13 protein-coding genes are annotated in these 11,249 nt (G+C 58.0%); 3 read left to right on the top strand and 10 right to left on the bottom strand.

The genetic code is table 11. The features are described from left to right. Nucleotides 1–7 precede the first annotated feature (7 nt). Complete coding sequence (locus GGQ73_RS14020; protein ID WP_174153200.1) at nt 8–577, bottom strand: P-loop NTPase family protein; 570 nt, start codon at nt 575–577, stop codon at nt 8–10. A gap of 121 nt (nt 578–698) precedes the next feature. Here GGQ73_RS14020 and GGQ73_RS14015 point away from each other — a divergent pair, with 121 nt between their 5' ends. The 3 genes from GGQ73_RS14015 to GGQ73_RS14005 all read left to right on the top strand — a co-directional run bounded on the left by GGQ73_RS14015 (nt 699) and on the right by GGQ73_RS14005 (nt 2,714). After that, nucleotides 699–881 carry a hypothetical protein gene (locus GGQ73_RS14015; protein WP_174153199.1) on the top strand — a complete coding sequence of 61 codons (183 nt, stop codon included), beginning with the start codon at nt 699–701 and terminating at the stop codon, nt 879–881. A 97-nt stretch (nt 882–978) separates the two neighbouring features. Further along, nucleotides 979–1,719: an AraC family transcriptional regulator gene (locus tag GGQ73_RS14010; RefSeq protein WP_183896839.1), complete on the top strand. Its 741-nt coding sequence runs from the start codon at nt 979–981 to the stop codon at nt 1,717–1,719. Between the two features lie 62 nt (nt 1,720–1,781). Beyond that, nucleotides 1,782–2,714, top strand: a complete 933-nt coding sequence (locus GGQ73_RS14005; RefSeq protein ID WP_183896838.1) for a DMT family transporter — start codon at nt 1,782–1,784, stop codon at nt 2,712–2,714. A gap of 149 nt (nt 2,715–2,863) precedes the next feature. Here GGQ73_RS14005 and lipA read toward each other — a convergent pair whose 3' ends face one another. The 9 genes from lipA to GGQ73_RS13960 form a co-directional block, all read right to left on the bottom strand. Then, on the bottom strand, nt 2,864–3,838 hold the full coding sequence (gene lipA / locus GGQ73_RS14000; RefSeq protein ID WP_183896837.1) for a lipoyl synthase: 975 nt from the start codon (nt 3,836–3,838) through the stop codon (nt 2,864–2,866). 32 nt (nt 3,839–3,870) lie between these two features. Further along, a complete protein-coding gene (locus GGQ73_RS13995; RefSeq protein ID WP_174153195.1) occupies nt 3,871–4,119 on the bottom strand; it encodes a GlsB/YeaQ/YmgE family stress response membrane protein in 249 nt (82 codons plus the stop codon). 39 nt (nt 4,120–4,158) lie between these two features. Beyond that, entirely contained in the window at nt 4,159–4,413 is a 255-nt protein-coding gene (locus GGQ73_RS13990; protein WP_183896836.1) for a GlsB/YeaQ/YmgE family stress response membrane protein, read from the bottom strand. 56 nt (nt 4,414–4,469) lie between these two features. Continuing rightward, nucleotides 4,470–5,915, bottom strand: a complete 1,446-nt coding sequence (lpdA, locus tag GGQ73_RS13985; RefSeq protein ID WP_183896835.1) for a dihydrolipoyl dehydrogenase — start codon at nt 5,913–5,915, stop codon at nt 4,470–4,472. Nucleotides 5,916–5,976: 61 nt separating this feature from the next. Beyond that, nucleotides 5,977–6,621, bottom strand: coding sequence for an SGNH/GDSL hydrolase family protein (locus GGQ73_RS13980; RefSeq protein ID WP_183896834.1), 645 nt, complete (start codon nt 6,619–6,621; stop codon nt 5,977–5,979). A gap of 212 nt (nt 6,622–6,833) precedes the next feature. Next, complete coding sequence (locus GGQ73_RS13975; RefSeq protein WP_183896833.1) at nt 6,834–8,231, bottom strand: pyruvate dehydrogenase complex dihydrolipoamide acetyltransferase; 1,398 nt, start codon at nt 8,229–8,231, stop codon at nt 6,834–6,836. 15 nt (nt 8,232–8,246) lie between these two features. Next, nucleotides 8,247–9,668: a pyruvate dehydrogenase complex E1 component subunit beta gene (locus GGQ73_RS13970; protein WP_183896832.1), complete on the bottom strand. Its 1,422-nt coding sequence runs from the start codon at nt 9,666–9,668 to the stop codon at nt 8,247–8,249. 18 nt (nt 9,669–9,686) lie between these two features. Beyond that, a complete protein-coding gene (gene pdhA / locus GGQ73_RS13965; RefSeq protein WP_174153189.1) occupies nt 9,687–10,733 on the bottom strand; it encodes a pyruvate dehydrogenase (acetyl-transferring) E1 component subunit alpha in 1,047 nt (348 codons plus the stop codon). A 152-nt stretch (nt 10,734–10,885) separates the two neighbouring features. Next, a complete protein-coding gene (locus GGQ73_RS13960; protein WP_183896831.1) occupies nt 10,886–11,203 on the bottom strand; it encodes an FtsB family cell division protein in 318 nt (105 codons plus the stop codon). Between the last annotated feature and the right edge of the window lie 46 nt (nt 11,204–11,249).

Raw genomic sequence — 11,249 nt, 5'->3', positions numbered from 1 at the left:
GGGGCAGTTAATGCGCCGCGCGAACAAGATCAAGAAGTAGACTTGCCTGCGCTCTGGATTTCACCTGAAATATTGGCACGTGCGGACCGTAAAGTTCGAAATTGCGCAGGAATACGGGCGCGTGGTGCTTCTCGAAGGTCCAGATGTAGCTGAGAAACTCCCTGTCAGGTAATGGTTCGCGGCAACCGTCCGCCATGTATGGCCGCACAGTGCCATAATATTTCGCCACTCGCTTCGCGACACCCATAAGACACGTCACTCGCGGCAGCCTCATCCATATGACGACGTCGGTTCGCGGCAACCTCAATTCGAATGTGGAAGGACCGGAGCCATCCAGCAGCCAACGCTCACGACGCACGATATCTTCGAGGATGCGGCGCTGTTCGCCACTGTCTCGCTGTGTCCATTCCGACATCCACCTCACATCCCGGTCGATGGAGAAGTATTCCAATCCTTTACGCGAGCATATCCCCTGTGAAAGCGTCGTTTTCCCGCCTCCAGAACAGCCGACGACCATGATGCGGGATGCCTTGGATATACACTCGGCGGCTTCCTCGATGCTGTTGATGGCGGCCATCCTGTCTACCCTTGCATAGCAGTTCGGAGAAATTGACTCTTGCAACCCGACCGGGCTCGGCGTTATTTAACAGCAACGACGATTACATCCTTGGGATGCAGCCAAACAATCGAGTGATACGATGGACGATTTTGCCAACATCATCAACCTTCTGGAATCCGCAAAACAGCTGGCATCCATGAACAGCATGCCGATGCTCGCCTATCTCATCGACGTGGCCAAGTGCGAAGCACGGGAAAACAAACCGGTGCTGCGTAAGCGCAAGCGTGGCGAATCGACCATCAAGCAGGAGGCCGAGGCTTGAGATTTTGCCTGGCGGCCTGCCTGCCGACATGAAATTATCCATTCCATAGGTGGCCGCGTCGCGGCCATCTTTTGTTTTGGGAAGGAGGGAGCCTTGAATGAAAGCCACGTCTGTCGATCTGCGCTCCTATCGCGGTGAAACTCCAAATGAATGTCATGCCTTTGTGCAGATCGTTCTTCCCGTTGCAGGACACCTCGAAATCGATGTCTGCGGCCTTCAGGAGAAGCTGTCCCCCGCCAAGGGCGTGATCGTTCATCGACATACCGCTCACACGCAAACCAGTGACGTCCTGAACCGCTCGCTGGTCGTCGATATCGACGAGCAGTCAGTGCCCGCGCAGACTCTCGACAGGTTTGCATCGAAACCCTTTATCGATCTCAACCTGCGCACCACCAAGCTCGCCCACTACATGCGCGACTTGACGCTAGGCGGCGAACAGGACGCCAAAGCCAACCTCGCCTGGACGCCGATCCTTCTTTCCAGTCTCGTGGATGAAAAGCCCGATATCGTTTCGCGATTGACTGCGTTGAAAGCTCTCGTGGAAATCAATCCGCTCATGCCTTGGCCTTTGGATCGCATGGCAGAACAGGCCGACATCAGCGTCAGTCGCTTGCATGCGGTTTTCCGGGAGCACTTCGACGAAAGCCCGCACCTCTGGCTCCGCGATCTGCGCATGAAGGCGATATGCAGGCTTCTGACAGGTTCAAACCTGCCAATCGCGCAGATTGCCGACCGGGCAGGTTTTTCCGATCAGACCGCCCTCACCCGTGCCATGAAGAAAATCGTTGGCACGACACCCGCCGCCTATCGCCGCGAGTTTTCGGGGCTGCCGCAATAGTTTATGTCAAGACAGCACCCACGCGCCGTGGCAAACAGCGTCAGGCAACGAGTGGGCATGGCATGAACAGGACGGGACTGGGCGTATTTTACGGCATGCTGGCAGGCGCGCTTTGGGGAGGCATTTTTCTCGCTCCGAAGCTGATCCCTGATGGCTTTACGCCCTTACAACTATCGACGGCGCGATATCTCACCTACGGCGTCTTCGCGCTGATCTTGATCGGCCCCAAACTTCGCCGTGTCGCGTCCCGGTTCGGAAAAGCGGAATGGATTGCCTTGGGTTGGCTCAGCCTCATCGGCAATATCGTCTACTACTTTTTTATCTCCACGGCGGTGCAGCTCAGCGGCGTTGCCTTCACCTCCATCATCATCGGCTTTCTGCCTGTGGCCGTGACCATTATCGGCAGTCGTGACCATGGCGCTATCTCCCTCAAACGCCTATGGCCTTCCCTTGTCTTCGGGGCCATCGGAATCTTTGGCGTGTCGTGGCAGTCATTGGCCGAGGGGCAAGGCGGGTTCGATCTCACCAAGATCGTCGGCCTCGTCTGCGCCATTGGGGCGCTTGCCTCGTGGACAGCCTTTGCCGTCGGCAATGCCCGCTGGCTGACGCGCCTGCACGATGTGAGCGCCGACGAGTGGAACCTGATGACGGGTGTCGTGACCGGCGGACTGGCGCTTGTGCTCGCGGTCCCCGCCTTCGGCTTCAGCGCCGATGTCCACGCGCGCGCCGACTGGCTGCAATTCGCCTCGGTTGCCGTGGGTCTTGGCGTTACCGCCTCCATCTTCGGCAATGCGCTCTGGAACCGTATGAGCCGCCTGCTGCCCCTGACAATGGTGGGGCAGATGATCCTGTTCGAAACGCTTTTCGCGCTTCTCTACGGGTTCATGTGGGAACAGCGCGGCCCGACCCTGATCGAAACGGCTGCGATCGTATCTGTGGTGGTGAGCGTGTTGTTGTGCATGCAGGCGCATCGGCCTGCGAAGGTGAATGGGTAGAACGCAAAGGCCTTGAGCCAATGCAACCCGATTGCCTTGCTCGGGCTTGACCCGAGCACCTAAAAACCCGCTACAGGGAACGTGGGTGTCATCCCCAAAAGTAAAAGCGTCGTGCGCTGTCAGCCTCTGCCCAACAGCCTCATCACAACCTACTCTGCAGCAGCGAGCAGCTTGCGCTCGCGATTGACCCGGAGCCGCTCGAAATCGTCACCCGCATGATGTGAGGAACGTGTCAGAGGGCTGGATGCGACCATCAGAAAGCCCTTGGTGTATGCAATCGTCTCATAGGACTTGAACTCTTCCGGTGTGACGAATTTTTCGACCTTGTGGTGCTTTCGGGTCGGCTGGAGGTACTGGCCAATGGTGAGGAAGTCGACGTCTGCACTGCGCAGGTCGTCCATCAATTGCAGCACTTCGTTGCGCTCTTCTCCGAGGCCGACCATGATGCCGGATTTGGTGAACATGGTGGGGTCCAGTTCCTTGACGCGCTGAAGCAGGCGCACGGAGTGGAAGTAACGCGCACCGGGGCGCACGGTGAGATAATTGCCCGGAACCGTTTCCATGTTGTGGTTGAAGACATCAGGCTTGGCGGCGACAACACGTTCGAGCGCACCAGGCTTCTTCAAAAAGTCGGGTGTCAGGATTTCGATGGTGGTGCCTGGCGATGCTGCGCGGATGGCCCAGATGACCTTTTCGAAATGCTCCGCTCCGCCATCATCCAGATCGTCACGATCAACCGAAGTGATGACGACGTGGGAGAGACCCATCTGCTTGACGGCCTTGGCGACGTTCTCAGGCTCCAACATGTCGAGTGCATTCGGCTTGCCGGTGGACACATTGCAGAAGGCGCAAGCGCGGGTGCAGATCTCGCCCATGATCATGAAGGTGGCGTGCTTCTTTTCCCAGCACTCGCCGATATTTGGACAGCCGGCCTCTTCGCACACGGTTACCAGCTTGTGGCTGCGCACCAGTTCGCGCGTCTCCTGGTACCCCTTGGATGTGGGTGCCTTGACGCGGATCCATTCCGGTTTGCGCAGGACTTCCGTATCGGGCTTGTGCGCCTTTTCCGGATGACGAACGCGCTTTTCGTCCGTCTGGGACATCCTGTCGAGAATAGTGACCATAAGAGACCTGCTTCTACCGCGTGGATGCGGCCTTAACGCCTGACGAGCTTGGCGATGAATAACAGAAGGCTTGCGCCCAAGAAAGACGTGACGAAATAACCGAGGCGGCTATCTTGCACGAAGACATCGAAGGTGCGCAGCACGGCAACCGCCACCACGGAGCCGACGATGCCCAGAACGATGTTCATGAAAATGCCAAAGCGCATATCCATGAGCTTGCCTGCAAGCCATCCCGCAAGGCCACCAATGATAATCGCACCGATCCAGCCTACACTTTCCATGCCACACCCTTAACCTTCTGTCGTCGCCTGCTCTGCTCGTCAGACAATCAGTTTTGCAATCAGCGTCACAATGATGGCGCCGACCGTTGCGTGAATGATCTGCACCACCAGCGCGTTTTCAATGCCAAGTGAAATGCCAAGCGCGTTGAACACATAACCGCCGACAAATGCGCCAATCACACCGCTGAGAAGGCAGCCGATCAGACCACCACCGCCAACGATGAGACTTGCCAGAAAACCGGCCACAAGGCCGATCAGGAGAAAGATAATCCAGGCTTCCGTTGCAACCGACATGTCTTTCTCCCGTTGGCGCCGCTCCCCTCAAAGAGTGGGAGCGCGCAGCGCAATTATCAAGCGTTCAGCGCACGTCCATAGGCATCCAGCACACTTTCCTTCATCATTTCCGACAGGGTCGGATGCGGGAAGATGGTGTGCATCAGGTCTTCCTCGGTGGTTTCGAGGTTCATGGCCACGACGAAGCCCTGGATGAGTTCGGTCACTTCCGCACCCACCATATGCGCGCCGATGAGCTCGCCGGTTTTTTTGTCGAAGATCGTCTTGACCATGCCCTGATCTTCTCCGAGCGCCACGGCCTTGCCGTTGGCCGCAAAGGAGAAGCGTCCGACGCGCACGTCGCGGCCCTGTTCCCTAGCCTTGGCTTCCGTCAAACCGACCGAGGCGACCTGCGGGTTGCAATAGGTGCAGCCGGGGATCTTGCTCTTGTCCATGGGGTGGACATTCGGCAGGCCTGCGATCTTCTCGACGCAAATGACGGCTTCATGCTCTGCCTTGTGGGCCAGAAGCGGGCCGCCGGCGACGTCGCCGATGGCATAGATGCCGGGAACGTTGGTCTTGCCGTAGCCATCGATGACGACGAAGCCGCGATCGGTCTTCACGCCCGCTGCCTCAAGGCCGATATTCTCGATATTGGCCTGAACGCCGACGGCGGAGATCATCCGGTCTGCGGTGATCTTCTCGGACGAGCCGTCTTTCTTTTCGATGGTGGCGGTGACTGAATTTGCACCCTTCTCCACCTTGGCGACCTTGGCCTCCAGATGAATCTTTATGCCCTGCTTGTCGAACTGCTTCTTTGCGAAAGCGGAGATTTCCGCATCCTCGACCGGCATGACCTGGCTCATGATTTCGACGACCGTCACATCAACGCCCATGGTGCGATAGAAGCTGGCAAACTCGATACCGATGGCGCCCGAACCCATGACGAGCAGCGACTTCGGCAGTTCTTCCGGCTTCATCGCCTCGAAATAGGTCCAGATCAGCTTGCCATCCGGCTCGATGCCGGGCAGCGCGCGCGGACGTGCGCCGGTGGCGACGATGATATGCTTGGCGGTGTAAGTACCTTCACCCAACGTGTTTTTCGGCACGGGACCCTGCGGCTGGACGACAGGTTTCGTCATCTTGCCAACGACGATTTCGCCGGGCTTGGTGATCTTGGCCTCACCCCAGATGATATCGACCTTGTTCTTCTTGAACAGGAAGCCGACGCCGTTGTTCATGCGGGCGGCAATGCCGCGCGAGCGGGCGACGATGGCCTTCACGTCCGGCTTGATCGAGCCTTCCAGCGTCAGGCCGTAATCCTTCGCATGGGTTGCACTGTGCATGACGTCTGCGGTGCGCAGCAGGGCCTTGGTGGGAATGCAGCCCCAGTTGGAGCAGATGCCCGCCAGGTGTTCGCGCTCCACGACGGCAACCTTCAGACCGAGCTGAGCCGCGCGAATGGCGGCGATATAACCACCCGGACCGGAGCCAATGACGATGACGTCGTAGGATTGAGCCATTCTATTTCCTGCCTTTATCTGTTTGACGGCGGCGTGGCGCCGCTGCGTCAATCGAGTATCTTCAAAGTCCCAACATCATGCGCACCACGGGCTCCAGCCCGCGACCGATCGCACGTGTGTTTTCCGCATCCAGGTGCACACCATCCACGGGCGTGGTGACGGCGACGGATGCAGCATCGAAAAATCCGCACCCCTTGTCATCCGCCAGATCGCGATAGAGCGAGCCCATCATCTTCGATTGTCCGACCGCGTCAATGAACATGGCCGCGAATACCTCGTTGCCCGTCTCGCAGATATGCGGCGCGGACACGATCAAGATTTCCGGCTCGTCATGATCCTCGAAGGACCATGCGTGCTTGCGAACGAGGCTGACCAGACGTTCCACGCCCTTGACCGCACCGACGGCATTTCCAGGGCCGATGCCGCGCTTGAGATCGTTCGTGCCAAGCATGATGATGACCAGATCGATCGGCGCATGGCTGTGCAGAAGCGTCGGCAACACAGTCGCACCATTACGGTCGCAATCTGCCAGATGATCGTCATAAGCAGTGGTGCGCCCGTTCAAACCCTCGGCAATGACGTTGACCTCTTGACCCAGCGCCTTTTGCAAAACGCTCGGCCAGCGATCCTCATAGGCATGGCGCCCCAGATTTTCGGCGTCATATCCCCAGGTCAGACTATCGCCATAGCAAAGAACGGTTTTCATTCTCGGTTACCTCAATGGCTCTGATGGACGCCCGCCCTGACAAACTGGACAGTTCCGGATATGTATGTCGCACCCATTTGCGCCATACTCAGACGAACAATGAGTGCAACGTAACCGCCAAATTTTCTGGTTGCCGTGGGTCGTAGACGCCGAGTCGGTATTCTCGACGACGAGTTGGCCTTTGGACGTTAACTGACCCACGTAAACCATGTTTATACCAGCATCGACATCGGACTTTCGATGTAGCGTTTGAAGGCGGACGCGAGTTCCGCGCCAAGCGCGCCATCGATGACGCGGTGGTCGAAGGCAAAGGTGGCGGTCATGACTGTGCCCACTTCGATCTTGCCGCCACGAACGACCGGCTTTTCGACGCCTGCGCCAATCGAGACGATGGACGCCTGCGGCAGGTTGACGATGGACGTGAAGGACGAGACACCGAACATGCCCAGGTTGGAAACCGACGTGGTGCCTCCCTGGTATTCATCCGGCTTCAGCTTCTTGTCACGGGCGCGCTTGGCCAAATCCTTCACCTCGTTGGAGATGACGGACAGGGACTTTTCCTCGGCCTTGCGTACAATGGGCGTGATCAGGCCATCGGGGATCGAGACCGCGACGCCGACATCTGCATGTTTGTGCAGCACGCGGGCCGTGGACGTCCAGGAGGCATTCGCCATCGGAACGTCGCGCAGAGCAAGCGCCATAGCCTTGATGATGAAGTCGTTGACGGAAAGCTTGAAGGCCGGAACCTCACCCTTTTCCGTCTTCTTCACCGGTGCAGAGGCGTTGATCTCGGCACGCAGCTTCATCATCGCATCGAGTTCGCAGTCCATCGAAACCGTGTAGGACGGAACGGTCTGCGTCGATTCGGTGAGGCGCGAGGCAATCGTCTTGCGCATGCCATCGTGCGGCAGAAGCTCGTAGGAGCCTTCCGCAAACAGCTTGAGCACGCTTTCGTCGGACGGCCCCTTGGCAGGTGCCGATGCAGACGCACCGGGCGCTGCTGGTGCAGATGCCACAGCAGACTTGGCGCCGCCGGAGCTTACTGCCTTTTCAACATCAGACTTGACGATGCGGCCATGCGGGCCTGAGCCAGACACAGCGGACAGGTCAAGACCGGCATCCTTTGCCAAGCGGCGCGCCAGCGGCGAGGCGAAAAGACGCTCGCCAGAGGTCGACACGGGCGCTGGCGTGGACGGTGCTGCCGCCTGATCGGCCACCGGCTTTTCAGCCTTGGCAGGCGCCGCCTCGGACTTCGGCGCTTCGGCCTTGGCTTCCTGCTTGGGCGCTTCGGCCTTTGGTGCCTCGGCTTTGACTTCAGACTTTGCAGGCGCAGCATCGCCGCCCTTGGCCGCTTCGGCGACGTCTTCGCCTTCACCGGCCAGAATAGCGATCACGGCATTGACCTTCACCGCTTCGGTGCCAGCCGGAACCAACAGCTTGGCAACGGTGCCTTCGTCCACGGCTTCCACTTCCATGGTCGCCTTGTCGGTTTCGATCTCGGCAATCACGTCGCCGGGCGCTACCTTGTCGCCTTCCTTGACCAGCCATTTGGCCAGATTGCCCTCTTCCATCGTCGGAGACAGGGCAGGCATTGTGATGTTGATAGGCATCGAAACGCCCTCCCCTTACTTGTAGCAGACGGCTTTGACAGCCTGGATGACTTCGTCGACATTCGGCAGGGCCAGCTTCTCCAGATTGGCCGCATAGGGCATCGGAACGTCCTTGCCGGCAATCGTGACGATTGGCGCGTCGAGATAATCGAAGGCAGCGCGCTGAACCTGGTTGGCGATGAAGTCACCGACTGATGACTGCGGGAAGCCTTCTTCGACAGTGACCAGACGGCCGGTCTTCTTGACGGATTCGATCACCGTCGGAAGGTCCATCGGGCGGATGGTGCGAAGGTCGATCAACTCGACATCGATCCCTTCCTTTTCAAGCTCCGCAATCGCCTTGATGGCGTAAGTCATGCCGATGCCGAAGGACACGATGGTGACATCGTTGCCCTTGCGGTGAATGCGCGCCTTGCCAATCGGCAGCACGAAATCATCCAGCTTAGGCACTTCGAAACTCTGGCCGTAAAGGATTTCGTTTTCGAGAAAGATGACCGGGTTCGGATCGCGGATCGCCGCCTTCAGAAGACCCTTCGCGTCAGCTGCCGTGTAAGGCATGACGACCTTGAGGCCCGGAATGTGGCTGTACCAAGCGGCATAGCACTGCGAGTGCTGCGCGCCAACGCGGGCAGCCGCGCCCGAAGGACCACGGAACACCATCGGTGCACCCATCTGACCGCCGGACATGTAAAGCGTCTTGGCGGCTGAGTTGACGATCTGGTCGATGGCCTGCATGGCGAAGTTGAACGTCATGAACTCGACGATCGGACGCAGACCCGTCATCGCTGCGCCGACGCCGATACCGGCAAAGCCGTGCTCGGTGATGGGCGTATCGATGACGCGCTTGTCGCCAAATTCCTGCAACAGGCCTTGAGTGATCTTATAGGCGCCCTGATATTCGGCGACCTCTTCGCCCATGACGAAAACGTTTTCGTCGGAGCGCATTTCTTCGGCCATGGCATCGCGAAGCGCTTCGCGAACGGTTGTCATGACCATTTCCGTACCTTCCGGCACATCAGGGTCAGCCGCGACGTCAATCTTCGGAGCCGCCGGAACCTTGGCAGCATCCTTCTTTGCAGAAGGCTCTTCGGAGGCTTCGCGGCTCTTGCCGCCCGCAGCGTCCGAATCGGAATTGGCCGCTTCTGCCTTTGGCTCTTCTTTCTTCGGAGCCGCCGACATGGCGTCTGCACTCTCGCCGTCCTGAAGCAGGATGGCGATGGCGGTGTTGACCTTGACGCCTTCGGTACCGGCCTCGATCAGCAACTTGCCGATGGTGCCTTCATCGACGGCTTCGACTTCCATCGTCGCCTTGTCGGTTTCGATTTCGGCAATCGCGTCGCCGGAGGCAACCTTGTCACCCTCTTTCTTCAGCCATTTGGAAAGCGTGCCTTCCTCCATGGTCGGGGAAAGGGCGGGCATGAGAATTTCTATAGGCATGATATCTCCCTTCCCAAATCAGAGCAGAATGTCGGTGTAGAGCTCGGAAACATCCGGCTCCGGATCGTTCTGAGCGAACTCAGCGCTGTCGGCCACGATGTCACGGACATCCTTGTCGATTGCCTTCAGTTCATCCTCAGAGGCCCAACCCTGTTGAAGGAGTCGTGCCTTGACCTGCTCGATTGGGTCATGTTCCGCGCGCATCTTCTGCACTTCGTCTTTGGAACGGTATTTCGCCGGGTCAGACATGGAGTGACCGCGATAACGATAGGTCAACATTTCCAGAATGATCGGACCCTTGCCGGAGCGGCAATGTTCAAGCGCTTCGTCCGCAGCAGCCTTGACGGCACGGACGTCCATGCCATCGACCTGCATGCCCGGAATGCCGAAACCGACACCGCGCAGCGAGTAGTTCGACTGCGCCGTTGCGCGGGCACTGGACGTCCCCATGGCGTAATGGTTGTTTTCGACGATGTAGATAATCGGGAGCTTCCAGAGAGCAGCCATGTTGAAGCTCTCATAGACCTGACCCTGGTTGGCCGCGCCATCACCGAAATAGGTGACCGACACATTGTCGTTGCCGCGATATTTGTTGGCGAAGGCGAGACCCGTGCCAAGCGAAACCTGCGCACCGACGATGCCGTGACCACCATAGAAATGCTTCTCTTTCGAGAACATGTGCATGGAGCCGCCCTTGCCCTTGGACAAGCCGCCACTGCGGCCGGTCAACTCAGCCATGACGCCACGCGCGCTCATGCCAGCAGCCAGCATGTGGCCGTGGTCGCGATAGGCGGTGATGACCTGATCGCCTTCCTTCTGGGACATGTTCATGCCCACAACGACAGCTTCCTGGCCGATGTAGAGATGACAGAAGCCGCCGATGAAGCCCATGCCGTAAAGCTGGCCAGCCTTTTCTTCGAAACGGCGGATGAGAAGCATTTCACGATAGGCGTGCAACTCTTCTTCTTTACCAAAGTCCGGCGTATTTTTGCCGGTGAATTCCTTGGTGGCGGTCTTTGCCGTGGTCTTGCGGCCGGATACGGTCGCTGTTTTTCGCGGCGCCATTCATCCCTCCCTGAGTTGCCATTAGAATGGTTGGATTGGGACGCACCATATGCAAGAAAAGGAAAAGCAGCAATGCTATAAACGCATGGCTCATATTCTGGCTAAGTTACTGTGAATAAATTAAAAAAGTCGATTAACCTGAATCAAGTTAATCAGAAATATGCGTTCATGATGACGATTTCGTCTGAACGCGACATATTCAGCTGATAACGCGAGATCTCATCGATCATGTCCCGCTCCAGCGATCCATCGCTCATCAATTCGACCTGCCGCTCCAGCGAAACACGCGTTTTTGTAAGCTTCGCAAGCTCCGCTGTGCGGGCTATACGCTGATGCTCCAGGCGTTCCGCAGCTTCAAGTCCGAAATCGCCATGGACGGAATGATATCCGAAATAGGATAGAAAGGCGACCGTGATGGCCGGAACGACCAGACGGCCAAAACGTCTTTTCTTGTGATGCTTGGTCCACATACTCTGAAACAGCCTTCAAACGCGCTACTGGGAATCACCCTAACCG

Source organism: Rhizobium skierniewicense (assembly GCF_014196515.1).
Classification (GTDB): domain Bacteria; phylum Pseudomonadota; class Alphaproteobacteria; order Rhizobiales; family Rhizobiaceae; genus Agrobacterium; species Agrobacterium skierniewicense.
The sequence above is the reverse complement of the archived record's forward strand: the minus strand, read 5'-3'. Positions and strand labels throughout refer to the sequence as shown.

Excerpts from the sequence above, each read along its gene's own strand:
- GGQ73_RS14020 (WP_174153200.1), bottom strand. The coding sequence starts at position 577 with ATGGCCGCCATCAACAGCATCGAGGAAGCCGCCGAGTGTATATCCAAG.
- GGQ73_RS14015 (WP_174153199.1), top strand. The coding sequence starts at position 699 with ATGGACGATTTTGCCAACATCATCAACCTTCTGGAATCCGCAAAACAG.
- GGQ73_RS14010 (WP_183896839.1), top strand. The coding sequence starts at position 979 with ATGAAAGCCACGTCTGTCGATCTGCGCTCCTATCGCGGTGAAACTCCA.
- GGQ73_RS14005 (WP_183896838.1), top strand. The coding sequence starts at position 1,782 with ATGAACAGGACGGGACTGGGCGTATTTTACGGCATGCTGGCAGGCGCG.
- lipA (WP_183896837.1), bottom strand. The coding sequence starts at position 3,838 with ATGGTCACTATTCTCGACAGGATGTCCCAGACGGACGAAAAGCGCGTT.
- GGQ73_RS13995 (WP_174153195.1), bottom strand. The coding sequence starts at position 4,119 with ATGGAAAGTGTAGGCTGGATCGGTGCGATTATCATTGGTGGCCTTGCG.
- GGQ73_RS13990 (WP_183896836.1), bottom strand. The coding sequence starts at position 4,413 with ATGTCGGTTGCAACGGAAGCCTGGATTATCTTTCTCCTGATCGGCCTT.
- lpdA (WP_183896835.1), bottom strand. The coding sequence starts at position 5,915 with ATGGCTCAATCCTACGACGTCATCGTCATTGGCTCCGGTCCGGGTGGT.
- GGQ73_RS13980 (WP_183896834.1), bottom strand. The coding sequence starts at position 6,621 with ATGAAAACCGTTCTTTGCTATGGCGATAGTCTGACCTGGGGATATGAC.
- GGQ73_RS13975 (WP_183896833.1), bottom strand. The coding sequence starts at position 8,231 with ATGCCTATCAACATCACAATGCCTGCCCTGTCTCCGACGATGGAAGAG.
- GGQ73_RS13970 (WP_183896832.1), bottom strand. The coding sequence starts at position 9,668 with ATGCCTATAGAAATTCTCATGCCCGCCCTTTCCCCGACCATGGAGGAA.
- pdhA (WP_174153189.1), bottom strand. The coding sequence starts at position 10,733 with ATGGCGCCGCGAAAAACAGCGACCGTATCCGGCCGCAAGACCACGGCA.
- GGQ73_RS13960 (WP_183896831.1), bottom strand. The coding sequence starts at position 11,203 with ATGTGGACCAAGCATCACAAGAAAAGACGTTTTGGCCGTCTGGTCGTT.